Genomic DNA, 26,457 nt, shown 5'->3' with positions numbered 1-26,457 from the left:
GCAGGCAACCATCGTTTCCCGGTTGCCCCCATCGATTGTTAGCGCTATCTTTCTTCCCATAAGCTCACACGACCGGGAGATAGATGTGTCGAGGCGAATTTACGCTGCCCTTGCAGCAACGGCTTTCTGCGGCCTGATGGCCGCTGGCAACAGCAACGTGGCTTCCGCCGAAGCCACTGCCCAGTCTTCGACGCAGGCCCCTGCCCCTAATGCCGCTGCGGCCAAGAAGTACCTTTCGCAGCCGCTGGTCACCGAAATGTACACCGCCGACCCCTCGGCCCACGTGTGGAACGGCAAGTTCTACATCTACCCCAGCCACGACATCGACGGCCCGACGCCCGAGGACGACCTTGGCAGCCACTTCGAGATGCGTGATTACCACGTGCTTTCGATGGACAATGTCGGCGGCAAGGTCACTGTTGGCCCCGTCGCGCTCGACGTGAAGCAGGTGCCCTGGGCCGACAAGCAGATGTGGGCACCGGATGCGGCCTACAAGAACGGCACGTACTACCTCTACTTCCCCGCCAAGGACAAGCAGGGCGCGTTCCGCATCGGTGTTGCCACCTCGAAAGACCCGATGGGCCCGTTCAAGCCGCAGGCCGCGCCGATCAAGGGCAGCTACTCGATCGATCCTGCCGTTTTCACCGATGACGACGGGCAGAGCTACATGTACTTCGGCGGCATCTGGGGCGGCCAGCTCCAGCGCAACACCACCGGCAAGTACGATCCCAACGGCTCGAAGACCGACCTTCAGGCCGACGACAAGCCCGCCCTGCTCCCGCGCGTCGCGCGCATGAGCGGCAACATGCTGGAATTCGCGGAAGCCCCGCGCGAGATCAAGATCGTCGACGAAAAGGGCAACCTGCTGCTCGGCGGCGACCATGACCGCCGCTTCTTCGAAGCCTCGTGGATGCACAAGTACAAGGGCAAGTACTACTTCAGCTACTCGACCGGCGACACGCATTACCTGGTCTATGCCATCGGCGATTCTCCCTACGGTCCGTTCACCTACAAGGGCCGTATCCTTCAGCCGGTGGATGGCTGGACCACGCATCAGTCGATCGTCGAGAAGGACGGCCGCTGGTGGCTGTTCTATGCCGACACGCAGCTCTCGGGCCAGACGCGCCTGCGCAACGTGAAGGTTACCGAACTCCACTACAACGAAGACGGCACGATCCAGACGATCGATCCGTTCGTTCGCTAAGCGCAATTCGAGGACCGGGGGATGGCAAGACGATCCGCACGCCTGCTGATGGCGGCACTGCTCGCCGCCATCCCCCTTCCCGCGCTGGCGGACGCGGCGCCGCAGATCGCGCTGACGTTCGACGATATTCCCGCGCACAGCCTCCTGCCTCCGGGCGAGACCCGGGTTGCGGTGATCGACAGGATCATTGCCGAGTTGAAAGCCGCCAAGGCGCCTGCGTTCGGCTTTGCCAATGCCGGCAAGGGCGAGCCGGGCGAACTCGATGCCGTGCTCGCCCGCTGGAGCGCAGCAGGGCTGCCATTCGGCAATCACGGCTATAACCACCTCAATCTCGATGCCGTGGGCGAGCCGACGTTCGTCGCCGAGATCGACCGCAACGACGCCGAACTGGCGCCGCGCGGCATGAAGCGCTGGTTCCGCTATCCCTTCCTTGCTGAGGGCAAGAACCCAGCGGTCCGCGACGCCGTGCGCAAGGCACTGGCCGATCGGCACTACCATATCGCAGGCGTGAGCCTCTCGTTCGACGACTGGGCGTGGAACGAACCCTATTCCCGCTGCGTCACGCAGGGGAACCAGAGCGCCATCTCCGATCTCGAAACCCGCTACCTCGATGCCGCGCGCGCCGACGCCGAAGCCGCGCGCGCCGCGTCCAAGGCGCGCTTCGGGCACGACGTACCCTATGTGTTGCTGCTCCACATCGGCGCATTCGATGCGCGGATGCTTCCGCGATTGCTCGATCTCTATCGCGGCATGGGGTTCCAGTTCATCACGCTGGAACAGGCGCAGCGCGACAAGTTCTACGCCGCCACCGATCCGCGTGAGCCGGGCCCGACACCGGCTTTGCTGAGGACTACACCGCTGCCGCCGAAGCCGGGCGCCGAGGTTTGTCCGAGCTAAGCGTTCTTCGATCTAATCCTGCTTCAATAAGATCGCCTCGGCCCAAGCTCGCAATCAGTTCGATTGCGGGCAATGCTGCCCAGTGCCAATACTCCATCATGAAGAACATCCAGATCATCGACAGTGCTGCGAACGCCGCCTTCAGCGTATTTCAGGCGACAGCGGAGGAATTCGACAGGATCTTTCCGGATGGACGCGACATGGAGTTGATCGAAGACCTGATCGACCGGCTTGGGGAAGACGCCGCCGGGGCCATATTGACGCCTCTTTGGGACCGCCCGATCCTGAAGAGCGATGCGCTCGGCATCCACGGCACCCTGTTTTACGAAAATGAGGATCGGCGGGATTACATCCCGCCGTCAAAACGCGAAGTCGATTGGGACAGCGGTTCGATCAATCAGGCGCAGCGGGATTTCTTCGCCAAGCATCGCTAATTTGCACCCGCCCCCTATCGCAGCAATTCCAGCGGCACCGCCTCGCCCATAGCCTTGTATCCGGCCGGATTGGGATGGATCGCATCGCCGCTGTCGTAGGCCGGGTTGAGGTGGTCAGGACGCGCCGGGTCGCGCATGACTTTGTCGAAGTCGATCACCGCATCGAAATGGCCGGGCGTGCGGATCCAGGCATTCACCGCCTGCCGGTCCGCCTCGTTCGCGGCAGTGGGGTGGTAGAACTCCATGCCCATGAACGGCAGCAGCGTCCCGCCGTAGACCTTGACGCCATGCGCATGCGCACGCGCGACGATCTGGGCGTAAGCGCCGGTGATCTGCTCGACCATGGCGGCGTGCTGCTCGGCCGTAGCCGGGTGCTCGCGCGTCAGGTTGCCAAGGTCGTTAATCCCTTCCAGCACGATCAGGTGGGATACGCCGGGCAGCGCCAGAACATCGCGGTCAAGCCTGGCCATGGCGTTCGGGCCAAGGCCGTCCAGCAGCACGCGGTTGCCGCCGATGCCCTGATTGATGACCGAGCGCTTGCCGCCAAGGCGCCGGGCGAGCACGTCTGTCCAGCGGTCGTTTCCGTTGGTGGTGGTGCCGCGACCATCGGTGATGGAGTCGCCCAGCGCCACCACCGCTCCGGTACCACAAGCGTGTGCCTCGATGCCGGAGAGCAGGAACCAGTGCTCCATGGTCTTGGCCGTGGGCAGATCGGCCTCGCGCACATGGTCACCGGGGATCCAGTAAGACGTAGTGCGCGCGCCGGGGTGCGAGGTCTGGCGCTGCGGCACCGCCTCCACGTGGAGCGAGATGGCCAGATCCTCGAACGCCTTTACCGGCAGCTCCACCGGCTCGGAGAGCCAGTCGCTGCCCGGCGGGATCACCACGCGGGTCTTGCCGGCAAAGCGCAGCGGCGTGAGCGAGGCGGTGTCGATCCCGGGCTTGCCCACATGCGGCGCCCGCGCCAGCGTGGCCGCCTCGATCACCAGCGGCGTATCGCCGAAAGCATTGGAAAGCCGCACGCGCAGCCCGGTGCCGCCGATGGAGGTGCGCACGATCTGGCGCAGCGTTACGTCGCTACGGGCCTCGGCGGGCAGAACATTGTCTCCATCCGGCTGCATTTGGGACGATCCCCACGCCGGGATCCAGGGGCAGGAAGCCGCCTGTGCGGGCGCGGAAATTCCGGCGCCCAGCAGGGCGACGGGCAGAGCGGCGGTCAGGGCAAGATAACGGACTTTCGGCAGCATCGCGTGAACCCTTGAAAAGAAAAAAGCCGGCGCCCTAGGTACGGGGCGCCGGCTCGAAGTTTACAGGGAGGAGGAGGGGTTCCCTGGAAAGAACGATCAGAAGTTGGCGCGCAGACCCAGCAGGACCTGACGGCCCGGATAGTAGACCGAGTACGCAGCGTTGTCGTACTGGAAGGTGGTGCGGATCGGCGCGTTGTTGATGTTCAGCACGTCCAGCGTCAGACGCAGACGGTTGTCGAGGAACGGCAGCTGGTAACCGGCCGAAAGGTCGAGCTGACCGCGGGCATCCGAACGCAGCGCGGCGCCCTGGATGTTGTTCTGCGGACCGTTCAGCGCGATCGACGCGTCGTTCCAGACGTAGTTCAGGCTGACCGAAACGCCGTGGCCCTCGTAGAAGCCCTGAAGGTTGTACGAGTAGGGCGAGACGCCGGTGGCGACGAGGCCCGAGGACGACGACTGCTTCAGGTACGTGCCGTTGGCCGAGAAGCCGAGGCCCTGAACCAGGAAGTCGAGCGGCTGGACCCAGGTAACTTCGATGCCCTTGATGCGCAGGTCGGACAGGTTGATCGGACGGTTCACCGTGATTGGCAGATCGTTGATCGCCACGCCGGATGCGGCAGCGCGGTTGCGCAGCGCGTCCTGCTGGGTAGCGATCAGGCTGTCGAACGGAATGTTCAGCGAACCGAAGCTGGCGCTGGTCACCTGCGTGCTGGTGAAGCCCTGGATGTTCTTCAGGAACGCCGAGACGCCGACATAACCGATGCCGCCTGTGTAGAACTCACCGCCGATATCGTAGTTGTCCGAGGTGTAGGGCGTCAGATCCGGATTACCCGCAGTCGCCACCAGCGCCGACGGGTCGGAGAAGGTGATGCCCGGCAGGATCAGGCCCGCATCCGGACGGGTCATGGTGCGCGAAGCCGAAGCGCGCAGCTTGACGTTGTCCATCACGTCGTAGGTCAGGTTGATCGACGGCAGGAAGTTGTCGTAGTTCGCCCGTGAGGTGATATCGATGATGCTCGTGCCCACCTGGCTCGGGCCGGTGACGACCTGATTGGTGTGGGCATAGCGCATGCCGGAATTCATGTGCAGGTCGCGGCCGAAGATCTGGGTCACGCCGTTCAGTTCGAAGTAGGCACCCCAGACGGTCTCGTCCATGTCGCCGGTGGCGCCGCCGGTCACCGCACCGCTCGCCTGCGGCGCGCTGTCACGGTAGCTGGCGTAGTCGGTAGCCTGCCTCAGTGCATCGAAGTCCGGAACGACGAAGGCGTTGTAGCCGACGCTACCGCTGGCGAGATGGCCGAAGTTGTTGACCGGGAACTGCTTCAGATACTGCGAGATCGCCGAAGTGGGCACCGAACCGGTGGCGCCGGTGCAGCCGACGCCGCAGACCGAAAGCTGGTAGGCCGGGCTGTTGTCGTAAGCGCGGATCGAGCGCTCGGCGCGGTCATAGGCGCCGCCGAACTTCACGTTGAAGTCGCTGTCGCCGATCGTGGTGTCGAGGTGTGCGCCCTTGGTGTCGGTGCTGCGACGAACCAGCGCCACGTTCTGGCGGTACCACTGCCAGCCGAGGTTCGGATCGTTCAGGTTCGCGTTCGACGTGATGATCGGCTGGTTGGAACCGCCGGTGTTGTCGTAATAGACGTCCACGCCCGAATTCGGTGCGGTCTGGAAGGCCCAGGTCGGCTGTTCGCGGAAGAACGAGCTCTTCGACCAGTTGGCATTCGCCTCAACCTTGATGTTCGAGGCCGGCTGCCAGGTCACGCTGGGGTTGATGTTCCAGAACTTGGTCGTCTGCTTGAACTGGCTCGCCTCCAGGAAGAACGAGGAGTTCGCGAACGTACCGCTGGTGACGACGTTGTTGTCATCCACGGTGAGGTCGATCGGAACCATGCCGCCGGTCGCCTGCGCGCCGGTGCCCGGGCCCGAGTTACGGACCTGCCAGTTCATGTTGACCTTGTCGTAATTGCGCTCGGACTTGGCCCACATGGCGTCGAGAGCGAAGTGCAGCTCGTCGCTCGGGCGCCATTCCATCGACGCTAGCGCCGAAATGCGCGAGCGCGTGCCGGTGGTCAGGCTGTTGCGGCCGAGGCGCGGCAGCAGCGCGGTGCTGAGCTGGTCGCGGGTGAGGCCCGAGGTGGCAACGGGGTCCACCGGCTGCCCGGCGACAAGGCCGTGACCGGCATTGGCCGGAACGGTCGAAGCCCAGTTCCAGTTGTTGTTGCCGGCATCGGTGCAGCCCGTACCGCAAGGCAGGTTGCCGTCGCCCCAGCCCACGGATTCGAAGGCGTCGACGCGGGTCTTGGTCTTCACGCCGGCCACGCCGACGAGAATGCCGAAGGTATCGCTGGTGTGGCTGGCGACGATGGCGCCGCGCGGGCCGAACTTGTCGTTGCTGTCGGTATACTGGCCCTGCGCCACCACGGTAACGTGGTCGCCCGGCTTATCGAACGGACGGGCGTTGTGAAGGTTGACGGTACCGGCAATGCCGCCTTCGAGCGTCGAGGGCGTCGGGCTCTTGGCCAGGTCGAGGCGCGTGAAGAGTTCCGAAGGGAAGAAGTCGAGATCGACTTCGCGGTTGGCGCTGCCGCCGTTGGTGCCCCCGTCCGAGGCAACCTGAAGCTGCGAACCGTTGAGCAGAACGCGGGTGAAGCTGGGGCCGAGGCCGCGAATGGCAACCTGCGTGCCTTCGCCGTTGATGTCGCGGTTGAGGCGCACGCCGGGCATGCGGTTCAGCGTTTCGGCAAGGTTGGTGGCGGGCAGCTTGCCGATGTCTTCGGCGAAGATCGAGTCACCGAAGGCCACCGCATCGCGCTTGGCATTGGTCGCGCTCTGGAGCGAGGCGCGGATACCGGTGACGACGATATCTCCGCCCGACGGTTCAGCATTGGCATCCTGCGGGGCCTGGGCGGCGTCGGCAGCCGGTGCGGCGTCCTGTGCATGGACGGCAGGCGCGACAAAACCCTGGAGCGCGGCAGCACTCAGAAGAACGGCACGAACGGAAATACGGCTGGAACGCATTAAAAATACTCTCCCATGTAGGACATGTCCGCTTCCAAGCGGATCACGGGTCGCGCCACCGCTGGTAGCGCTATCATTAACCCCTACATATGGAGAGCACCGACCCGCGTCAATACCAATGTTAGCGGTATCTCTATTTGTAGGAGTAGAGCTTTACCCGCTGAATCTGCCACTTTCCGGCGTCCAGCCGGATATGACGGCCCTGATGGGTCTGGTCGCCATTGAGCAGTCGGCCGGGTATCCACGTGCCGGTCGAATCGAATTCGCCCTCGAATGCCGAATCGATTCCCGCCAGCGCGGCGGCGTCCGATTTGGGCTTGAAGGTCACCGTGATGCCCTGCCCGGCGATCAGATATTCCTCGGGGCCAATCTGGATGATCATCCCGCCCGCCGCAGCGATCGCGGCAGTCGTTCCCGGAATCGACGCATCGGCGCCGGGGTTCGCCACCGGCTTCTGGATATCGGCGTAGGCAATCGTGAAGCGATAGGGCCCAACGTCGCGGGTTTCCGGCTCGTAGACCAGCGTTTCGTCATAGAGCTGGCGCGGCTTGAAGCCCACCATGCGGTCGGTGCCCTGCGCATCGAGGATATAGGGCTTCAACTGCTGAAGCACGCCATAGGCGTCTTTGAGCGCGCCCGGATTCTCGTCGACGGAGTCGATGGAGAAGGGACCGAAGCCGATCGCGTCGAGCTGGCCGATCGCATAGAACGCGTTCGCCGGCGTCACTGGGTTGTTGGAATTGTGCGCCTCGGGAATGAACAGCACGTTATCCGGCCGCTTGTAGCCGTTCACGATCTCCACGAAGTTCGGGAAGTAGATGTCCGGCGACAGGAAATCGAGATGGGTACCGCCCGCCTTCCACACGTCGAGCAGGTGCGGGAGCGGGCCGCCGCTCGGATATTCGCCGGGGATGCGGCCCGGGCGATTGAGCGCCACGTTGACGTACATCGGGATCGGATAGGCCGCCTTGCCCGCCGCCGCGAGCTGGTCGGCGAAGCGGGCATAGTGCCACGCGGTGAAGACTTCGGCCGAGGCATCGCCGCCGCCGAACAGGTCTTCCCACGATCCGCTGGTGCGCGCGCCGTGCTCGAGCCACATCCGGCGCATGCCGGGGACAAGGCTGTCCTTGTGGGCGACGAGGTAGTTCACCAGTTCGGCCGGAACCGGCTCGCGGTAGGCGGCATTGGCGGCGGCGCTATAGTCGCGCGCGACCGGCAGCATGCCGATCTCGTTCTCCACCTGCACCATGACGACGGTGTTCTGCGTGGAATCGACCGCCTTCAGGTGCGCCATCAGCGCGGCATAGGCGCGCTCATCGGCCTTGAGCGTCTCCCCGCCGAACGTGGAGAGGATTTCCACGCTCTGCCCGTTGGGGAGCGCCGCACGCGGGAAGCGCTGCTGATCGCGCTTCACCCAGGCCGGAACGTACGTGGACATGGAGTTCTTCCACGCGCCGAACCACAGGATCACCAACTTGAGATCGTTCGCCCGCGCCGCCTTGATCTGCGAATCCACCGAAGACCAGTCGAACGTGCCCTCGGTGGGCTCGATCAGTTCCCACGACACCGGCGTCAGCACGGTGTTGAGGTTCATGGCCTTCAGCCGCTTCCAGTGCGGCGCCATGTAGGTCGCGCTGGAGGAGGCCGAATTGCTCAGCTCGCCCGCGATCATCAGCATCGGCTTGCCGTTCACGATCAGCTGCTTGGTATCGCCCTTGGCTTCGAGGCGAGGCGCATCGGCGCGCGCGGGAGCGGCCAGGCTCACGCTTGCGCAGAGAGCCGTGACCGCCATGAAGGCAGCGCGGAAGGTCATTTTACTTCTCTCCGAGGAACTGGGTAATGGCGGCGCGGGCGCCGGATTGTTCGAGCCGGGCCAGATGCGCTGCCACGGCAGCCAGCGCTTCCTCGTCCGGTACGAAGCCGAGCACGCCCAGCGCCGCCACGACGCGTTCGCGCGGGGTTTCGGCGGGGGCCAGCGCGGCGGCCAGAGCGGCAGCGGCGGGATCGTCAATGGCGAAGGTCTCGCCCGCGTCGGTCGTGCCCGCCTGCCAGCGCACCCATGCTGCAATGCCAAGCGCGATGGCAGCGAAGGAACCGCCCTGCCCGCGCACGGCGGTCAGCGGCGCGAGCAGGCGCTGCGGCAGCTTCTGCGATCCATCCATGGCGATCTGCCGGGTACGGTGCTGAAGCGCGCTGTTGGCGAAGCGCGCCAACAGCTGCTTGCGATAGGCCGCCACATCGAGCCCGGCAGGCGGATCGAGCGAGGGCACGACTTCGTCCCACAGCCGCTCGACGAACAGCAGCCCCTGCGCGGTGCCGACGAAATCATGCACGAACGCATCGCCCGCAAGACCGCCGAGATAGGCGATGGCCGAGTGCGCGCCGTTGAGCAAGCGCAGCTTGGCTTCTTCCCACGGGGCGACGGCATCGGTCAGCTGGACGCCGAATGCCGCGAAGTCCGGGCGCTCGCCCGCAAACGCGTCCTCGATCACCCATTGCAGGAAGGGTTCGGCCTTGACCATCGCGCGATCCTCGGCGCCGATCAGGGCGGCCAGACCGGCAATGTCCTCGTCCGTCGTCGCCGGAACGATGCGGTCGACCATGGTGGCCGGGAATGTGCAGGTCTCCGCGATCCACGCAGCCAGCGCCGGGTCGTGCGCCTCGGCCATGGCAAGCACAGCGCCCTTCAGCAGCGCACCGTTGTGCGGCAGGTTATCGCACGAAAGGATCGAGAGCGGCGCCAGCCCCTGCGCACGCCGACGCGCCAGCGCGGCGACGAGGAAGCCCGCTGCCGTGCGCGGGCGCTCCAGCCCGGCGAGATCGGCCGCCACGTCCGCATCCTCAGCCATGAGCTTGCCGGTCTTGCGGTCGAGGCAATAGCCCTTCTCGGTGATCGTCAGCGTGACGAGGTGCGTATCCGGTGAAGCCAGCGCGGCGATCACTGCCTCCGGGTCTTCCGGAGCGACCAGCACGCGCTGCACCACGCCCATGATCTGCGGCGTCTGCACCTCGCCCTCGCGCACGAGCAGCGTGTAGAGCCCGTCCTGCGGCGCCATCTGGTCCCGCACCGAGGCCGAGCGCAGCGAAACGCCGATCACGCCCCAGCGGAGGTCACCCGAGGCCAGCGCGGCCTCGAACACAGCGGCCTGATGCGCGCGGTGGAAGGCGCCGATGCCGAGGTGGACGACACCCGCCTTGACCGCCGCGCGGTCATAGGCCGGGCGGGCGACCGAGGCCGGAACCTCGGCGAGAGTCTCGTTCGAAAGCCTCACAGCTTGCCTCACAGTTTGTACGCCGCCTTGACCAGATCATAGGCGAGCGCGCGCGCCACTTCGTGCGCCTCGTTCTCGGGCAAGCGGTGTTCGGCCACGAGCTGCGCCAGCCATGCGCAGTCCATACGCCGTGCCACATCGTGCCGGGCCGGGATCGAGAGGAAGGCGCGGGTGTCGTCGTTGAAGCCGACGGTGTTGTAGAACCCGCCGGTCTCAGTTGCGCGCTCGCGGAAGCGGCGCATGCCTTCGGGGGAATCGTGGAACCACCACGGCGGCCCGAGACGCAGCGAGGGATAGTGGCCTGCCAGCGGGGCCAGTTCACGCGAATAGACTTCCTCGTCCAGCGTGAAGAGGATCAGCGTCAGGCGCGGATCGTTGCCGCAGCGGTCGAGCAGCGGCTTCAGGGCCTCCACGAATTCGCCCGGCATGGGAATGTCGCCGCCCTTGTCGCGCCCGAAGCGGTCGAGCACGGCCTTGTTGTGGCTGCGGTGGACGGCTGGGTGGAGCTGCATGACCATGCCGTCTTCCACGCTCATCCCGGCCATTTCGGTCAGGAGCTGGGCGCGGAACAGTTCGGCGTCTTCCTTGCTCGCGCCCGAAAGCACGCGCTGGTAGAGCGCCTCGCAGTCCTCGGGCGAAAGGTCGGCGGTCAGCGCGCTGGGATGGCCGTGGTCGGTCGAAGTCGCGCCCGCATCGCGGAAGCGCGCACGGTGGAAGCGGTGCGCGGCAAGGTAGCCCGCGTAAGTCGAGACGTCCTCGCCTGCCATTTCGCCAAACTTCGCGACCTTTTCGGCAAAGCCCGGCGTTTCGGGATCGACGACCGGATCGGGGCGATAGGCCGTGACGACGCGGCCGTTCCAGCCGCTTTGGCGGATCGCGCGGTGATGGGCCAGCGGGTCCAGCGGCCCTTCGGTGGTGGCGATCAGTTCGATATTGAACCGCTCGAATAGCGCGCGCGGGCGGAACGCCTCGGTCTTCAGCGCGGCGTCTATCACCTCGTAATAGTGGTCGGCCGTCGTCTCATCGAGCAGCACGTCAAGGCCGAAGACTTCGGCGAAGACCCAGTCCAGCCACATGCGCGAGGGCGTGCCTCGGAACAGGTGGTAGCTCTTCGCGAAAATGTTCCAGATCTTGCGCGGGTCCTGCTCCACCGGGCTGCCGTCGACGCTGGGCACGCCGAGCGATTCCAGCGCCACGCCCTGCGAATAGAGCATGCGGAACACATAGTGGTCCGGCACGATCAGCAGCGAGGCGGGATCGCTGAAAGCCTCGTCATAGGCGAACCAGGCCGGGTCCGTATGGCCGTGCGGGCTGACGATCGGCAGGTCCTTCACGCCCTCGTAGAGCGCGCGCGCGATGGCCCGGGTGCCGGGATCGGCAGGGAACAGGCGGTCGGGATGGAGAACGAGGGGACTAGTCATGCAGTAACTCTCTCACCGTCGGGATCGGCGACTTGATAGCGGGGAAGGATCAGGTGAATGACGCCAAGGGCCACGAGATAGGCGCAGGAGGCGACCACGAAGATCGGCTCGTAGCTGCCCACCCGCTCCAGGATAGTTCCGGCGAACTTGGCCATCAGCATGCCGCCCAGCGCGCCGGCAAGCCCGCCGAGGCCGACGACCGAGCCGGTCATCCAGCGCGGCATCGTATCGCCCGGAAGCGCGTAGAGATTGGCCGAGAAGCCCTGATGCCCGGCGCAGGCAAGGCCGATCAGCGCCACGGCGGTCCACAGGCTCTGCGCGCCCGGCGCAAGGGCAATCGGCACGGCGCAGAGCGCGGCAAGGAACATCGCCGTCTTGCGCGAACGGTTGACGCTCCAGCCCCGGCCGATGAAGCGCGAGGATGTCCAGCCGCCCAGCACCGAGCCGATATCGGCCAGCAGGTAGACGGCGATCAGCGGCGGTCCGAAGTCCAGCATCTTCACGCCGAACTGCTTGTTGAAGAAGTCCGGCAGCCAGAACAGGAAGGTCCACCAGACCGGGTCGATCAGGAAACGGCCCAGCATATAGGCCCAGGTCTGGCGATAGCCGAATAGCGCGCGCCACTTGACCGGGCGGACCGGCTCGACCGGATCGGCTTCGATCCAGGCCAGTTCCTCGGCGCTCAGGGACTTCTTGTCGCGCGGGCGGCGGTAGAAGCCGAGCCATGCGACCAGCCACACCACGGTCAGCAGGCCGGTGAGGATGAAGGCCCAGCGCCAGCCGAGCGTCATCGCGATGATCGGCACCACCAGCGGCGTCAGGATCGCGCCGACGTTGGAGCCCGCGTTGAAGATGCCGATGGCCAGCGCGCGCTCGCGCTTGGGGAACCATTCGTTGGTGGCGGCGATGGCGGCGGGGAAGGTCCCCGCCTCACCGATGGCCAGCGGGATGCGGGCGATCAGCATGCCGCTGGTGGACGTGAACAGCGCGTGCGCCATGTGCCCCACCGTCCACAGCGTCACCGCAAGGGCATAGCCCGCGCGTGCGCCGATCCGGTCGATCAGGCGGCCGAACACGACATAGGCAATGCCGTAGCCCGCCTGGAACCAGATCGCGAGGTCGGCATAACCGCTCTCGCTCCAGCCGTAGCGGGCTTGCAGTTCGGGCTTGAGCGTCGGCAGGACCAGCCTGTCGACATAGCTCAGGACGACCGCCGCGAAGAGCAGCGTGCAGACGATCCAACGGATCCGGCCCGCAGGTTTGCGCGGGCCGGTTTCGGTTTCGACTACTTTCAGCGTGGCGCCGTGCACAGTGCTCACCAGTTGTACATCGTGCCGTCTTCGAGGCGGTTCACCGGCAGGAAGGCGCGCGTATATTCATAGCCTGCCGCCAGTTCCTCGTCGATGTCCACGCCCAGACCCGGCGCTTCGCCCGGGTGCATCATGCCGTCGTCGAAGGTGTAGGCATGGGGGAAGACCGCGTCGGTCTCGGGCGTGTGGCGCATGTATTCCTGAACGCCGAAGTTCGGCACCGAAAGGTCGAAGTGCAGCGCGGCGGCCATGCAGACCGGCGAAAGATCGGTGGCGCCGTGGCAGCCGGTGCGGATCTGGTAAAGATCGGCCAGCGCCGCGATCCGGCGCAGATGCGTGATGCCGCCCGCGTGGACGACCGTGGCGCGGATATAGTCGATCAGCTGGTTCTGGATCAGGTCCTTGCAGTCCCAGATCGAGTTGAAGATCTCGCCCACGGCCAGCGGCGCGGTGGTATGCTGGCGGATCAGGCGAAAGGCTTCCTGATTTTCGGCAGGGGTCGCGTCTTCCAGCCAGAACGGGCGGTAGGGCTCCAGATCCTTGCCGAGGCGGCCGGCCTCGATGGGGGTCAGGCGGTGGTGGATGTCGTGCAGCAGGTGCACGTCCCAGCCCAGCGCCTCACGCGCGGCCTTGAACAGTTCGGGCACCACGCGCAGATACTTCGCGGTGTTCCAGACGTTCTCGGTCGGCAGATCGGCATCGGCCGGCTCGTAGAAGTACTTGTCCTTCGAGACGCCGTAGGTCGAGGCCATGCCCGGCACGCCGCACTGGAGGCGGATCGCCTTGTAGCCCTGCTTCTGGTATTCGAGCGCGACCTCGATCGTGTCCTCGATGCTGGTGCCGTTGGCGTGGCCGTAGACCATCACGCCCTCGCGGCTGGCGCCGCCGAGCAGCTGGTAGACCGGCAGGCCCGCGATCTTGCCCTTGATATCCCAGAGCGCCATGTCGACGGCGGCGATGGCGGTCATCGTCACCGGACCGCGGCGCCAGTAGGCACCCTTGTAGAGATACTGCCACACGTCCTCGATGCGATGCGCGTCGCGGCCGATCAGGCAGGGGATCACGTGGTCGGTCAGGTAGCTGGCGACCGAAAGCTCGCGGCCGTTGAGAGTCGCGTCACCGACGCCGGTGGTGCCGTCGTCACAGGTGATCTTGAGCGTGACGAAGTTCCGCCCCGGGCAGGTGATGATGACTTTGGCGTCGACGATCTTGGGCATTAGGGGAATCCTCAGGCGATTTCGAGGGTTGTGGTCTTATGATCGACGCTGCTGGCGCCGACCATGATATCGAACAGGCCGGGTTCGACGACTTCTACCATATCCTCGTTCCAGAGGCTGAAATCGTCGGGGCCGAGAGTGAACTCGATCTTGCGCGTCTCGCCGGGCTTCAGGGTGACGCGCTTGAAGCCGCGCAGTTCCATGACCGGGCGCGTGACGCTGGCGGCCTGATCGTGGACGTAAAGCTGCACCACCTCGTCCCCTTCGCGCTGGCCGCTGTTGGTCACGTCCACCGAGACGGTGACATTGCCCGCAACGCCGATGCGCGGGGCTGAAAGGCTGGGCGCGCCCACGGTAAACGTGGTGTAGCTGAGCCCGAAGCCGAAGGGATAGAGCGGCGCCGTCTCGGTGAAGAGATAGCCGCGCTTGGCCGATGGCTTGTGGTTGTAGAAGAAGGGCACCTGCCCCACGTCCTTGACCACGGTGACCGGCAGCTTGGCGCCCGGATTGACGTCTCCGAACAGCGCCTCGGCCATGGCAGTGCCGCCTTCCTGGCCGAGATACCAGCATTCAAGGATCGCGTCGGCCTGCGCGGCGACTGTGGGCCAAGAGGGCGGACGGCCATTGAGCGCGACCACGATCACCGGCTTGCCGGTGGCCTTGAGCGCGAGGAACAGTTCGTTCTGCTCGCCCAGCAGATCAAGGTCGGTACGGTCGCCAAGGTGGGTGCGGGCATAGCCCTCGCGGCTGGTCTGCTCGGTATCGCCGATGGCGAGCACCACCACGTCGCTACCCTTGGCCACGTCCACGGCCTCGGCAATCAGCGCGCGGTTCTTTGCGGGATCGGCCAGCAGCACTTCGTTGGCGGAGCGGTCCTCGCTGCGGGTGATGAACACGCCCTGCGCGAAGACGACTTCGGCCTTGCCCGCCACGCGCGCGGTGATGCCCTGCACCAGATTGACCGTGGTGCGCGGCTCCGACGAATAGCCGCCAAGGCGCGTGACATTGGCGTTCGGGCCGATAACCGCGATGCGCTTCTGGGCACCGGCGGTCAGCGGCAGGACACCGCTGTTCTTGAGCAGGCAGATCGACTTGCGCGCCGCTTCCAGCGCCAGCGCGCGGGCTTCGGCATTGGCGGTAAGCTTGGCCGAGACCTTCGGATCGATCGGCGCTTCCTCGAACATGCCGCCGCGGAACTTGAGCGTGAGCATGTGGCGGCAAGCGGAATCGACGGCGGCCAGCGGCACCAAACCCCTGCGGACCTGATCGGCCAGCGTGCGATAGGCATCGCCGTCCGGCAGATCGCAATCGACGCCCGCGTGCAGCGCAAGGCGAGCCGCGCCCTCCAGATCGCTGGCAAGGTGGTGGAACGTCGCCAGTTCCGGGATCGCCGCATAATCGCTGACAATGGCGCCATCGAAGTGCCATTCGCCGCGCAGCACGTCCTGAAGCAGCCAGTGGTTGGCGTGGCTGGGAATGCCGTCGATCTCGTTGTAGGAGGGCATGACCGCGCCAATACCGGTGCGGCGCACCACTTCGCGGAACGGCGGGAAGAAGGAATCGCGCAGTTCGCGCTTGCCGAGCGGGGCCGGGGCGACATTGTTACCCGCTTCAGGCTGGCCGTGGCCGGTCATGTGCTTGAGCGTGGCGAAGACTTTGCCCGGGGCCAGTTCCTTGCCCGGTCCCTGAAGGCCCAGCACGGCGGCAACACCCATTTCGCCGCAGAGATAGGGATCCTCGCCGAAGGTCTCCTCGATGCGGCCCCAGCGCGGATCGCGGGCAATATCGACCACCGGAGAGAGCGCCAGCGTGGAGCCGTGCGCGCGCACCTCGCGTCCGATCACCGACTGCACGCGCTCGACAAGGTCGGTGTCGAAACTGCCGCCCATGGCGATGGCCTGCGGGAAGCTGGTCGCCTCGGGCGCCATGTAGCCGTGGAGCGATTCCTCGTGGAAGAGGATCGGAATGCCGAGGCGGGTCTGCTCGCGCGCCCACTTCTGCGCGGCGTTGACGAAAGCGATGGTATCGGCGGGCTTGCGCCAGCGGCCGGTGACTTCGGTGCCGGTGTTGTTGGCGGTCGCCGCGCCGCCCCGGTCGGACGGGCGAGCGATCTGGCCGATGCCGTCGGGATGGTTCCTGCTGGCAAGCGCCGGATCGAAAGCACGCGAATCGTTCATCACCTCGCGCTTGCGGGTGGACAGCGTGATGAGCTGGGCGACCTTCTCGTCCAGCGTCATGCGGACCATCAGGTCCTTCACGCGCAAGTCGATGGGAACCTTGGGGTCCTTGTAGAGCGCCGTCGCGGCGCGCGCGGCTACTGGCATGAAAGCCAGCAAGGAAGCCCCCGCGCTCCAGCGCAGCAGTTCGCGGCGGGCGATCATGCGGACGTAACCTTGGCGACACGGCGCGAGGCCGCAAGCTTCAGACAAACCGGAAAAATCATCGTCCTACCTGCATCCCCGAGCCGCTCGCGGCCATTCCTAAGAAGCCGCTTGCGGCCATTTCCCAATTAGGCGGCAAACTGTGTTGCCTGCCCCGACTTTTATGTGGTAGCGCTATCATGCGCGACAACGAACAAGCTTGTCAATGGCGACGCCGCGTGAATTGAAATTCGATAATCTGGGACATTGGGCAGGATGATGAAGAAGCGGCTTCTGACGATTGGCGTGTGCATGATCGCACTCGGGGCTGCAAGTGCGCCGGCGCTGGCGAATGACGGCTACGATCTCTGGCTCACGCCCGCCGCCACCGGTACCGCTGCGCCCGATATCCGCGTGATCGGCCAATCCGAAACACTGACGTCTGACACACTGGCGCTTGCCGCCGGTGAACTGCGCCGCGACCTTGCCGCCTCGCCGCTGCCGGTAGTCCTCGCCCGCGCCGACGACCCGGCGCTGGCCGCCCTGCGCCTGTCCACCGCCACGCTGGGCGAGGAAGGCTACATCGTGCGCACCGCCACGATCGACGGCCGCCCATCGCTGCTCGTTACCGGCAAGACCGACCGCGCGGTGCTCTACGGCGCCTTCGCGCTGATCCGCGCCCAGAAGACCGGCGTGGACCTTGCCGCGATCAACCTCACCTCCGCCCCGAAGATCGGCCTGCGCGTGCTCAACCATTGGGACAATCTCGATGGCTCGGTGGAACGCGGCTACGCCGGCCAGTCGCTGTGGGACTGGTGGACGCTGCCTGACTTCAAGGACCCGCGCTATACCGACTATGCCCGCGCCAACGCCGCGCTGGGCATCAACGGCATTGTCATCAACAACGTCAACGCCAAGCCCGAAAGCCTCACCGCGCCTTATATCGCCAAGGCCGCCGCTCTGGCCGATGTGTTCCGGCCCTGGGGCATCAAAGTCTATCTCTCGGCCCGCTTCTCCGCGCCGATCGAGCTGGGCCACCTCAAGACCGCCGATCCGCTCGACCCCGAAGTACGGGCATGGTGGAAGGCCAAGGCCGACGAGATCTACCGCGCGATCCCCGATTTCGGCGGCTTCCTGGTCAAGGCCAACAGCGAAGGCCAGCCCGGCCCGCGCGACTATCACCGCAGCCATGCGGACGGCGCCAACATGCTCGCCGCCGCCGTGGCGCCGCATGGCGGCATCGTGATGTGGCGCGCCTTCGTCTATGCAGAGACCGACCCGGACGACCGCGCCAAGCAGGCCTATACCGAGTTCCACCCGCTCGACGGCAAGTTCGCGGACAATGTGCTGGTGCAAGTGAAAAACGGCGCCATCGACTTCCAGCCGCGCGAGCCGTTCCATCCGCTGTTCGGCGCCATGCCGAAGACGCCGATGATGCTGGAACTCCAGATCACCAAGGAATACCTCGGCTTCGCCACCCACCTCGCCTACCTTGGCCCGCTGTTCGAGGAAGTGCTGAAGGCGGACACCCGCGCCAAGGGCACCGGATCGACCGTGGCCAAAGTAGTGGATGGCTCGCTCTACGGCCACAAACTCAGCGGGATTGCGGGCGTTGCCAATGTCGGGCGCGATCGCGACTGGTCGGGCTCCACGTTCAACCAGGCCAACTGGTACGCCTTCGGCCGCCTCGCCTGGGATCCAACGCTCTCTTCCGAAGCCGTCGCCCGCGAATGGGCGCAGCAGACCTTCGGCAACGATCCCCAGGTGGTCGATACCGCCGTGCGCATGATGATGCAGTCGCGCGAGGCGGTGGTCGATTACACCGGCCCGCTCGGCCTTGCGCACCTCATGGGCACCGGCCACCACTACGGCCCCGGCCCGTGGATCAGCGACCTTGCCCGGCCCGAATGGAACCCGGTCTATTACCACAAGGCCGACAAGTCGGGCATCGGCTTCGATCGCACGAAGACCGGCAGCAATGCCGTCGCCCAGTACGAACCGCCGGTCGCCAAGCTGCTTTCCGATCCGCGCACCACGCCGGAAAGCGAACTTTTGTGGTTCCACCACCTGCCGTGGGACTGGAAGATGAAGTCCGGCCGCACGCTGTGGGAAGAGATGGTCGCGCACTATGATCGCGGCGTCACCACGGTGGCGCAGATGCAGGCCGAATGGCAGGGCGTGAAGGGCAGCGTGGACCCCGAACGCTGGCAGAAAACCGCGACTTACCTCGAAATCCAGCACCGCGAGGCCAAGTGGTGGCGCGATGCCAGCCTGGCCTACTGGATGTCGGTCAACGGCCTTCCGCTGCCCGCCGGGGCCGCCGCGCCGGAGCACGACCTAGCCTGGTACAAGGCGCAGGACTTCCCCATGGCGCCCGGACACCCTCACTGAAGTCATCCTCACCGATTGCAGTTCGATGGTTGCGCTAACGCCGGGAATTGTGGAGTTAGCGGACTGGCCCCGGCGTTCCACCCGGAACCCGGGGCACCGCCAGGGAACCAGATGACCACAAATACCAGAGGCCCGCGCAAGCAGCGCTCCAGCGCCAAGATCGACGATGTCGCACGCCTTGCCGGCGTTTCCCCGATGACGGTCAGCCGGGTCATCAACAAGGGCGCCAATGTCCGCGAGGAGACTCGCCTCAAGGTGGAAGCCGCCATCGCGGAGCTGAACTACGCCCCCAGCACCGCCGCGCGCGTGCTGGCGGGGGGCGAGGATCTGCGGATCGGCCTGCTCCACTCGAACCCGAGCTTTGCGTACCTGAGCGAATTCCTGGTCGGCGCGCTGGACGAAACCAGCGCCGCCAATGCGCAGTTGCTGGTCGAACCTTGCAACGAGGAAGGGCGTGAGGCCAAGGCCGTCGAGCAATTGCTCCGCACCCGGATCGACGGCGTGATCCTGCCCCCGCCGCTCAGCGATTCGCCTGCCGTGCTGGAAGCGCTGAAGAACGCCGACGTGCCGGTCGTGGCGGTCGCCACGGGCCGCGCGCCGGAATGGGCGCTCTCGGTCAGCATCGACGACCGCGAGGCGGCGTTCACGATGACACATCACCTCGCCACGCTGGGTCATCGCCGGATCGGCTTCATCACCGGCCACCCCAACCAGACCGCCAGCGCAGAGCGCCTTGACGGCTATCGCGAGGCGCTGGCCGCGCTCTACATGCCGTTCGACCCGGCACTGGTGGCGCAGGGCTACTTCACTTATCGCTCCGGGCTGGAAGCGGCGGCGCAATTGCTGGACCTTCCCGAGGCACCGACCGCGATCTTCGCCTCCAACGACGACATGGCCGCCGCCACGATCACCATGGCGCTCCGGCGCGGGATCGAAGTGCCGCGCCAACTGACCGTCTGCGGCTTCGACGATACGGCACTGGCCGTCTCGGTCTGGCCCGAACTGACGACGATCCGCCAGCCCACCACCGAAATGGCGCGTAAGGCCGTGCAATTGCTGATCTCGGAAATCCGCGCGCGCAACGCCGGGAAATCGCAGATCGGCCATCCCCATACGGTGGCCGAGTTCAAACTGATCCGCCGGGATTCGGACGCCAGCCCGGTAGCCTGAACGCACGAAAACGCCCCCTTGCGACGGATAGTTGCAAGGGGGCGTTTTCCCATTGCGAGCATAGCGAAGCAATCCAGGACAGTTTTACGCCGCTCTGGATTGCTTCGCTATGCTCGCAATGACGAGGAAGGTTACACAGGCGCAACGTCGCCCAACCGGAAGCCGCCGATGGTGACGACCTCCACGGTGAACCCGCCGATCAGCTGTTTGCGAGGTGAACCGGCAAGCCCGCAACGCCCGGATCGAATGCAAAGACGTTACCCGCCAGCGGCTGCGCTTCCAATTCTGCCGCCGACAGACCCTTGCGCGCCGTGGTGGCATAGGCCGTGCGCAAATCAGGGCCGCCGAACGCGATCTTGGTCACATTGGCGACCGGGAAGCGCACCGTGGCCATCAGCTTGCCCGACGGATCGTAGCGCCTGACGCCCCAGCCGCCGAACAGGCCGGTCCAGAAGCAGCCCTCGGCATCGATCACCGAGCCGTCGGGCCAGCCCGCTCCGTCCTCGATTGTGACGAAATGCTCGGGCGTGCCGAGAGTGCCGTCCTCGCGCACCGGCACGCGCCAGATCGTCTTGCCCAGCGTGTCGGTGTGCCACAGCGTCCGGCCATCGGCGCTGATCGCGGGCCCGTTGGTGATGACCACCTTGGGCAAGCCGGAATCGGTGCAGTGCCCCTTGTCGAGGCGGTAGAGCGCGCCCGAAGCCTCGGTTTCCGCGTCATCCATCGAACCCAGCCAGATACGTCCGGCGGGATCGGTGGCGGCATCGTTGAGCCGGTTGTGCGGGCGCGTGGGTTCGGGGTTGTGGAGCAGCGCGAACTGGCCCGTTTCCGGATTGAAACGGTGCAGCCCGGTCTTGATCCCGGTAATCATGTCCCCGCGCGCCGCAGGCAGAACCCAACCGATCTGGTCGGGCGCCTGCCACGTATCGAGCGCACCCGTCGCCGGGTCATGCCGGTAGAGCCGGTGCTCCTTGATATCGACGAACCACAGGCGGTCGCCGGCCCAGACCGGCCCCTCGCCCAGCGTGGCGCCGACCGAAAGGACGGATTCGGGCGTCATCTCAGCGCCACCCGGCGTCGATGAAGTAATCGTGGCCGGTGCACATGGCGCCGTCGTCCGAGGCCAGGAACATCGCCAGCGCCGCCACGTCGGCGGGCTGGATGCGGGCCTTGAGGCACTGCGCGGCCATGATCTCGGCCTCGCCCTCGGGCGTGTACCACTGCTTCTGGCGCGGGGTTTCGACGTTGCCCGGAACGATCGTGTTGACGCGGATATTGTCCGCACCCAGATCGCGCGCCATCGCGCGGGTCATGCCTTCCACGGCCGCCTTGGCGGTCTGGTAGAGCACGAGGTCGGGCAAGCCGAGGTGCCAGCTGATCGAACCGAAGTTCAGGATCACGCCGTGGCCCTGCGCCTTCATCGCGGGCACAACGGCCTGCGCGGCGAAGAACTGATGGCGCAAGTTGGTGGCCATGCGCTCGTCCCAATAGGCGGGCGTCACGTCCTCGATGGTGTGACGGTCATCGCGCGCGGCATTGTTGATGAGCACGTCGACGCCGCCGATCGCCTCGGCCAGTTCGGCAAGCACGGCAGCGGTGGCACCAAGGTCGCGCAAATCGCAGGCGCGGAAATGCGCGCCCGGCAGCGATGCGGCCAGCGTCTCACCGGCAGGCGCGTCGATGTCGAGGAAACCGACATGGGCGCCCTGCCCGGCAAAGGCCTCGACCAGGCCCGCGCCGATACCGGTGGCGCCACCGGTAATCAGGACGCGCTTGCCCTTGAGGCTGGGATAGATGGCGGAATGGTTCGTCATGGATGTGATCTTCATGATGCCTTGAGCAGACCGCGCGACAGCAGGTTGGCGTAGAGCGCGGAGATTCCGGAGCGCCAGGGCGCGGCATCGCGCGACGTGACGACACGGTTGCGCAGCTGGCCGAGCTTGTCGCTCTCGATGGTGACGGTGTCGCCCACCTTGTGGGTGAAGCCGCGGCCTTCCTCGTCGCGGTCCTGAACGGGCGCGAAGAGAGTGCCGAGGAACAGCACGAAGCCGTCGGGATACTGGTGCTCGCTGAGCGTCTGGCGCACGAGATCGAGCGGATCGCGGCTGATTTCGGCCATGTTGCTGGTGCCGTTCAGCACGAAGCCGTCTTCCTCGCCGGTGATCGAGAGGCGCACTTCGGCGGCGCGCACGTCGTCGATCGTGAAGCTCTCATCGAAAATGCGGACGAGCGGGCCGAGCGAGCAGGAGGCGTTGTTGTCCTTGGCCTTGCCCAGCAGCAGGGCCGAGCGGCCCTCGAAGTCACGCAAGTTGACGTCGTTGCCGAGCGTCGCACCCACGGCCTTGCCGTCGCTGCCGACCAGCAGGGCGATTTCGGGCTCGGGATTGTTCCAGCTCGAATCCGAACGCACGCCGATCTCGGCGCCGGCGCCCATCGTGGAAAGCACGGGCGACTTGGTGAAGACTTCCGCGTCGGGGCCGATGGCGACTTCGAGGTACTGCGACCACAGGCCATCCTCGATCAGCGCGGCCTTGAGCTGCGCGGCACTTTCGGAGCCGGGCACGACCGAGCGGATCTGGCCGCCGATGCGCGCTTCCAGACGCTCGCGAATGGCGGCGGCGGCGCTCCAGTCACCCCGGGCGCGCTCTTCGATCACGCGCTCGATGGCGGAGGTCGCGAAGGTGACGCCGCAAGCCTTGACGCACTGAAGGTCCACCGGGCTGAGGAGATTGACCTGTTCGGCATCGAAAGTGCCCAGTCGCGCGCCGCCCTGGCCGGAGAAATCGCCCGCTTCCACCAGCGCCGTAACAGTGGGCACCACAGCGGACATGTCGATCAACTCGCCGCGAACGACAAGAATCGGGCTTGGCCCTTCGCCGAAATCGGCGCGACCCAGGAAAGTGCCGGAAATCCAGTCAGCAGGCATCAACGACATGCAGTATCGGGATTCGTCACGAATTCCCCCTCCCACGTTTCTTCAGTGATAGCGCTACCAATTGGCAGATCAGAGGCCGTTGTCAAGGCCGATTGCGCGCAGGTGCCATGGTTCCAATATCGGCCCGGCATACCGAATGGCTTATGCGCCGGATACCGCGCGGTTCCGGACCGGAAAACTCCAGCCCCGCAGCCTCGCACGAAAACACGGGAAGACCTGAAAACAGGGAGGATTTCGGCGGGCGCTTACGCATGCGGAGAAGCACGGTCGGTCCGGACAAGGCCCTCCGTAACGGCAGCGCCGTTGCTCGAAAGCGGTTATTTATACTCGATCAACTGCGTCTTGCGCGCACGCAGAGTGGTCCAGCAGAAGCCGAGTTGCCCGAAACAATGGGGCACTTTGCCCAGTACGATGTGGGTGGCATAGCTCGCGCCCGAACGGCGATAGACCCGCCACCACAGGACCGGCCACAGCAACCAGAACGGCGGCAGCGCCCACAGCAGGTTGCTCAGCAGGTAGCGGATCATCCGCGGGTCTTCCGAGCCGCGCCGGTACCATGCCTCGGCGCCCGCATGGCCGCTGCGCCGGTTCCGCTGCCACCATTGCCACCACGTGGTCATCGCCGCGTCGTGCAGCGTCATCTCGTCGGGCAAGCGGACGATGTTCCAACCGCGACGGCGAATCCGGTGGCACAGATCATTGTCCTCGGCCGCAATCAGGCCCGGGTCGTAGCCGCCGACCGCCGAGACGGCCTCCACCCTCATGAGCGCATCCCCCCCGCAGCTATCGGTGGGACCCGGCTTGCCGTCCCATTCGATGTCGCAGACGCGGTTGAAAAAGGTCTGGTCGGGATAGCGTTCGCGGCGACGACCGAAGACCACTGCGGTACGCGCATCGTTTGCGAGCCCGGCCAATCCTGCCGCGATCCAGTGGGAATCGAGTTCGCAGTCGCCGTCGATGAACTGGACGAACTCGGTATCCGGCCAAAGCTCGCGCACACGCGCAAAGCCGGTATTGCGGCCGCGCGCGGCGGTGAATGGCGACGAAGTGTCCAGTTCGATCACCTCGATACCGTAAGTGCGTGCCAGCGCCGCGCTGCCGTCTTTCGAACCTGAATCCACGTAGACAACGCGGTCGCTCGCCAATCTTGCCGATTGCAGGCAGGGCGGCAGCCGCTCGCCTTCGTTGCGCCCGATCACCACCACGCCAACGGCTGCATTCCGTACCGCACCGCCGTTGCCGCCCACATCTTGCATAATCGACATCGCCTGGTCTTCCATGACTTCAAGCCCGGGGTCCGACAGATCGGTTCAGATCGGGGCCGGGGGGATCAGTTTCAGCCACGCGGGGAGCCCCTCTTGCCAGAGCGCGCTGGCGCGCTGGCGCGGCGACATGCCCTGCACCAACTCCGCGATTTCACGCCGTTTCAGGCCCGACCGCTCGCAGAAATAGGGGTGCCGCGTGCTGTTCGCGAAATAGCCGTAGAACAGCGCGGCGCGGTCCTTGTCGTGCGCCGGTGCGCCGCGATGGAAGAAGCGCGCAGTGTCGGCGAAAACCACCGTTCCGACCTGACCGGTGCAACTGACGACATCGCGCGAATAGTCGGCACCCAATCGTTCGTTGAGCACTTCCGGAGTGCCGAACTCGTAGACGTAGCGGTCGTCGACACCTTGCGACGGGTCTACCCGGCTGATGAGTTCGAACGGGCCGCCCCGGTCGGTCACGTCGCTGCAATAGACCGCCAGCTTGATCATCTTGCGATCCTCGCGGTCGCGGTGCCATTGGCGCGGGCCCAGTTCGGTGCCGTCCGCAACGGTATAGATCAGCGCCATGCCGTCATAGGCGGCGGGCAGCCCGATATATGCCTCGGCAATGTCGAGCAGACGGTCGTTGAGGCCCCAGTGGAATATCTCCGGATTTTCGACCGTGGCGGACGCCGGCGCACACGTGAACTCGCGCCCAGCACCCGCTTCACGCCGTGCGTCCTCGGCGCATTCGCTCGCCGCCTTTTGCGCCGCGCGCAGCATTTCCGCCGAACCCGACAGGCCCAGCGCGTCGAGCGAGGTGATGAATACGCCGTCGCGCTCCAGCCCTTCCACGATCTGCCGGTCGATCCCCTCAAGCCGGGGCAGCAACGGGCGATGGGATGCCAGCGCTTCGTTGTAGCGCCGCCCAAGCTGCCGCCGCATCAGCGTCGTGTTCGAGAGGTTGAAAGCCAGTTGTGCCGGTTTGTCGCCAAGGCGGTTCAGTATTTTCTGGGAAATCGTCTTCGACATGCCGGCTCCATCGATAGGCAGACCTTTGATGATGCCGCGGCGTAGACTCGGATTTGGGCAGGCCCGTATTTTCGACGTGCCTCCTCTTCAACGAGCAAGATGCCACCCCGACATCAAGAGAAGTCTCGAACCCTCAATTCATGATCTGCTATGTCCGGGTTCGGCAAACAATCCGGAGTTTCCGGTCCCCATTTCCCAAACTTCCGCGAGCGCGAGAGCGCATTATTCTCATGGGATCGTTTTGCCGGGAGTGTGCCCTCACCATGTCATCGCCACAATTTCCGGAGAGCGCGGAGGCGCGGCGCGTTCTGGTGGTGGGCGGCACCGGTTTCGTCGGCCAGCACCTTGTCGCGCGGCTTGCCGAAAGCGGCCGTGCAGCGCGCGTGCTCACCCGCAATGTGCTGGCCGCGCCCCCTGCCCTGCGCGGTGAACGGGTCGAACTGGTCGAGGGCAACTATCGCGATCCTGCCGCGCTCCATGCCGCGCTGGAGGGCGTCGATGCGGTCTGCCATCTCGCCAAGGGCGAGGGGCGCAACTGGCAGGAATACCTGGACAACGACGTGGAGCCGACGCGGCAGGTGGCCGAAGCGGCGCTGCGCCAGGGCGTGCGCCGGTTCATCTATGCCGGATCGATCGATTCCTATGCCTCGGCCTGCCCCGACGACCGCATCGACGGATCGACCACGCTCGACCCGCGGATAGAGCGGCGCAACCACTACGCCCGGTCAAAGGCCGCTTGCGAGGAAATGCTCCGCACGATGGCGCGCGAGCAGGGCCTGCCGCTGGTCATCCTGCGCCTTGGGATCGTGATCGGCGCGGGCAGTTCCCCCGTCCACTACGGCGTCGGCCGATTTACCGAGTGGAACCGGCTGACCTATTGGGGAGACGGCAGGCACAAGCTGCCCTTCGTGTTGGTAGAGGATGCCGCCGATGCGCTCGTCCGGGCGCTGGACGTACCCGCCATCGAGGAGCGCAGCTTCCTGATCGCCGATGCTCCGCTGCTCTCCGCGCGGGACTATGTCGCGGCGATGCAGGCGCGTTCGGGCGGCAGGGTCCACGCCGCGCCGCGCGCCATCTGGCGTTATTGGCTGACCGATCTGGCGCGCGGGCTGGTCAAGACGGCGATCCGCCATCCCAACCGCCACCTTTCCAGCCTGCACGACTGGCGCTGCCGTTCCCACCGCGCCACGTATGACGCCGCCCAGAGCATTGCCGCCCTGGGCTGGCACCCCGCCGGCACCCGCGAGGCGCTAATCGAGCGCGGCATCTACCCGGCGGTAGAGGCCATGCTCTGACGGCGAGCCC

The 26,457-nt window shown here is 65.7% G+C and carries 19 protein-coding genes; 6 read left to right on the top strand and 13 right to left on the bottom strand.

Annotated features, from left to right (window positions below):
* Positions 1-136: 136 nt before the first annotated feature.
* The 3 genes from AC1VVM_RS17740 (at position 137) to AC1VVM_RS17730 (ending at position 2,535) form a co-directional block, all read left to right on the top strand.
* Positions 137-1,204 carry a glycoside hydrolase family 43 protein gene (locus AC1VVM_RS17740; RefSeq protein WP_132386328.1) on the top strand — a complete coding sequence of 356 codons (1,068 nt, stop codon included), beginning with the start codon at positions 137-139 and terminating at the stop codon, positions 1,202-1,204.
* 21 nt (positions 1,205-1,225) lie between these two features.
* A complete protein-coding gene (locus AC1VVM_RS17735) occupies positions 1,226-2,101 on the top strand; it encodes a polysaccharide deacetylase family protein (RefSeq protein WP_482906659.1) in 876 nt (291 codons plus the stop codon).
* 98 nt (positions 2,102-2,199) lie between these two features.
* Entirely contained in the window at positions 2,200-2,535 is a 336-nt protein-coding gene (locus AC1VVM_RS17730; protein WP_482956976.1) for a hypothetical protein, read from the top strand.
* Between the two features lie 14 nt (positions 2,536-2,549).
* Here the strand turns inward: AC1VVM_RS17730 and AC1VVM_RS17725 are convergent, their stop codons facing one another.
* The 8 genes from AC1VVM_RS17725 to AC1VVM_RS17690 all read right to left on the bottom strand — a co-directional run bounded on the left by AC1VVM_RS17725 (position 2,550) and on the right by AC1VVM_RS17690 (position 16,401).
* The gene (locus AC1VVM_RS17725; protein ID WP_482906657.1) at positions 2,550-3,782 is read right to left on the bottom strand and encodes an SGNH/GDSL hydrolase family protein; all 1,233 of its coding nucleotides are present in this window, start codon (positions 3,780-3,782) and stop codon (positions 2,550-2,552) included.
* Between the two features lie 96 nt (positions 3,783-3,878).
* Positions 3,879-6,800, bottom strand: coding sequence for a TonB-dependent receptor (locus tag AC1VVM_RS17720; protein WP_132385968.1), 2,922 nt, complete (start codon positions 6,798-6,800; stop codon positions 3,879-3,881).
* A 133-nt stretch (positions 6,801-6,933) separates the two neighbouring features.
* Entirely contained in the window at positions 6,934-8,613 is a 1,680-nt protein-coding gene (locus AC1VVM_RS17715) for a GH35 family beta-galactosidase (RefSeq protein ID WP_482906656.1), read from the bottom strand.
* Position 8,614: 1 nt separating this feature from the next.
* Entirely contained in the window at positions 8,615-10,072 is a 1,458-nt protein-coding gene (locus AC1VVM_RS17710) for a mannitol dehydrogenase family protein (protein WP_482906655.1), read from the bottom strand.
* An 8-nt stretch (positions 10,073-10,080) separates the two neighbouring features.
* Positions 10,081-11,493, bottom strand: a complete 1,413-nt coding sequence (gene uxaC, locus AC1VVM_RS17705; RefSeq protein ID WP_482906654.1) for a glucuronate isomerase — start codon at positions 11,491-11,493, stop codon at positions 10,081-10,083.
* The gene (locus AC1VVM_RS17700; protein WP_482906653.1) at positions 11,490-12,812 is read right to left on the bottom strand and encodes an MFS transporter; all 1,323 of its coding nucleotides are present in this window, start codon (positions 12,810-12,812) and stop codon (positions 11,490-11,492) included. The genes uxaC and AC1VVM_RS17700 overlap by 4 nt, the downstream gene beginning before the upstream one ends.
* Entirely contained in the window at positions 12,809-14,020 is a 1,212-nt protein-coding gene (gene manD, locus AC1VVM_RS17695) for a D-mannonate dehydratase ManD (RefSeq protein WP_482906652.1), read from the bottom strand. Before manD ends, AC1VVM_RS17700 begins: the two co-directional genes overlap by 4 nt.
* Positions 14,021-14,031: 11 nt before the next feature.
* Positions 14,032-16,401: a glycoside hydrolase family 3 N-terminal domain-containing protein gene (locus tag AC1VVM_RS17690; RefSeq protein WP_482906651.1), complete on the bottom strand. Its 2,370-nt coding sequence runs from the start codon at positions 16,399-16,401 to the stop codon at positions 14,032-14,034.
* A 255-nt stretch (positions 16,402-16,656) separates the two neighbouring features.
* On the opposite strand from AC1VVM_RS17690, the gene AC1VVM_RS17685 reads away from it, so the two are divergent.
* Together AC1VVM_RS17685 and AC1VVM_RS17680 are read left to right on the top strand one after the other, a co-directional pair.
* Positions 16,657-18,771 carry an alpha-glucuronidase family glycosyl hydrolase gene (locus AC1VVM_RS17685; protein ID WP_482906650.1) on the top strand — a complete coding sequence of 705 codons (2,115 nt, stop codon included), beginning with the start codon at positions 16,657-16,659 and terminating at the stop codon, positions 18,769-18,771.
* Positions 18,772-18,882: 111 nt separating this feature from the next.
* On the top strand, positions 18,883-19,941 hold the full coding sequence (locus tag AC1VVM_RS17680; protein WP_132385961.1) for a LacI family DNA-binding transcriptional regulator: 1,059 nt from the start codon (positions 18,883-18,885) through the stop codon (positions 19,939-19,941).
* 199 nt (positions 19,942-20,140) lie between these two features.
* Here the strand turns inward: AC1VVM_RS17680 and AC1VVM_RS17675 are convergent, their stop codons facing one another.
* The 5 genes from AC1VVM_RS17675 to AC1VVM_RS17655 form a co-directional block, all read right to left on the bottom strand.
* Complete coding sequence (locus AC1VVM_RS17675) at positions 20,141-21,001, bottom strand: SMP-30/gluconolactonase/LRE family protein (RefSeq protein ID WP_482906649.1); 861 nt, start codon at positions 20,999-21,001, stop codon at positions 20,141-20,143.
* Position 21,002: 1 nt separating this feature from the next.
* The gene (xylB, locus tag AC1VVM_RS17670; protein WP_482906648.1) at positions 21,003-21,755 is read right to left on the bottom strand and encodes a D-xylose 1-dehydrogenase; all 753 of its coding nucleotides are present in this window, start codon (positions 21,753-21,755) and stop codon (positions 21,003-21,005) included.
* A gap of 11 nt (positions 21,756-21,766) precedes the next feature.
* Entirely contained in the window at positions 21,767-22,876 is a 1,110-nt protein-coding gene (locus AC1VVM_RS17665; RefSeq protein WP_482906647.1) for a fumarylacetoacetate hydrolase family protein, read from the bottom strand.
* Between the two features lie 317 nt (positions 22,877-23,193).
* Complete coding sequence (locus AC1VVM_RS17660; RefSeq protein WP_243652431.1) at positions 23,194-24,141, bottom strand: glycosyltransferase family 2 protein; 948 nt, start codon at positions 24,139-24,141, stop codon at positions 23,194-23,196.
* A 45-nt stretch (positions 24,142-24,186) separates the two neighbouring features.
* Positions 24,187-25,152, bottom strand: a complete 966-nt coding sequence (locus AC1VVM_RS17655; protein WP_482956975.1) for a beta/alpha barrel domain-containing protein — start codon at positions 25,150-25,152, stop codon at positions 24,187-24,189.
* A 263-nt stretch (positions 25,153-25,415) separates the two neighbouring features.
* Between AC1VVM_RS17655 and AC1VVM_RS17650 the strand changes: the two genes are divergently transcribed.
* Positions 25,416-26,447 (top strand): NAD-dependent epimerase/dehydratase family protein, encoded by a 1,032-nt coding sequence (locus AC1VVM_RS17650; protein WP_482906645.1) that lies wholly within the window; start codon positions 25,416-25,418, stop codon positions 26,445-26,447.
* Positions 26,448-26,457 lie beyond the last annotated feature (10 nt).

The sequence above is a fragment of the Novosphingobium sp. BL-S-33 genome (genome assembly GCF_056857025.1).
The sequence above is the reverse complement of the archived record's forward strand: the minus strand, read 5'-3'. Positions and strand labels throughout refer to the sequence as shown.

Bases quoted from the DNA above. Each gene is read 5' to 3' on its own strand.
- AC1VVM_RS17660 (WP_243652431.1), bottom strand. From the start codon at position 24,141: ATGTCGATTATGCAAGATGTGGGCGGCAACGGCGGTGCGGTACGGAAT.
- AC1VVM_RS17730 (WP_482956976.1), top strand. From the start codon at position 2,200: ATGAAGAACATCCAGATCATCGACAGTGCTGCGAACGCCGCCTTCAGC.
- AC1VVM_RS17665 (WP_482906647.1), bottom strand. From the start codon at position 22,876: ATGTCGTTGATGCCTGCTGACTGGATTTCCGGCACTTTCCTGGGTCGC.
- AC1VVM_RS17650 (WP_482906645.1), top strand. From the start codon at position 25,416: ATGTCATCGCCACAATTTCCGGAGAGCGCGGAGGCGCGGCGCGTTCTG.
- AC1VVM_RS17680 (WP_132385961.1), top strand. From the start codon at position 18,883: ATGACCACAAATACCAGAGGCCCGCGCAAGCAGCGCTCCAGCGCCAAG.
- AC1VVM_RS17685 (WP_482906650.1), top strand. From the start codon at position 16,657: ATGATGAAGAAGCGGCTTCTGACGATTGGCGTGTGCATGATCGCACTC.
- AC1VVM_RS17720 (WP_132385968.1), bottom strand. From the start codon at position 6,800: ATGCGTTCCAGCCGTATTTCCGTTCGTGCCGTTCTTCTGAGTGCTGCC.
- xylB (WP_482906648.1), bottom strand. From the start codon at position 21,755: ATGACGAACCATTCCGCCATCTATCCCAGCCTCAAGGGCAAGCGCGTC.
- AC1VVM_RS17715 (WP_482906656.1), bottom strand. From the start codon at position 8,613: ATGACCTTCCGCGCTGCCTTCATGGCGGTCACGGCTCTCTGCGCAAGC.
- uxaC (WP_482906654.1), bottom strand. From the start codon at position 11,493: ATGACTAGTCCCCTCGTTCTCCATCCCGACCGCCTGTTCCCTGCCGAT.
- AC1VVM_RS17735 (WP_482906659.1), top strand. From the start codon at position 1,226: ATGGCAAGACGATCCGCACGCCTGCTGATGGCGGCACTGCTCGCCGCC.
- AC1VVM_RS17655 (WP_482956975.1), bottom strand. From the start codon at position 25,152: ATGTCGAAGACGATTTCCCAGAAAATACTGAACCGCCTTGGCGACAAA.
- AC1VVM_RS17725 (WP_482906657.1), bottom strand. From the start codon at position 3,782: ATGCTGCCGAAAGTCCGTTATCTTGCCCTGACCGCCGCTCTGCCCGTC.
- manD (WP_482906652.1), bottom strand. From the start codon at position 14,020: ATGCCCAAGATCGTCGACGCCAAAGTCATCATCACCTGCCCGGGGCGG.
- AC1VVM_RS17675 (WP_482906649.1), bottom strand. From the start codon at position 21,001: ATGACGCCCGAATCCGTCCTTTCGGTCGGCGCCACGCTGGGCGAGGGG.
- AC1VVM_RS17690 (WP_482906651.1), bottom strand. From the start codon at position 16,401: ATGATCGCCCGCCGCGAACTGCTGCGCTGGAGCGCGGGGGCTTCCTTG.
- AC1VVM_RS17740 (WP_132386328.1), top strand. From the start codon at position 137: ATGGCCGCTGGCAACAGCAACGTGGCTTCCGCCGAAGCCACTGCCCAG.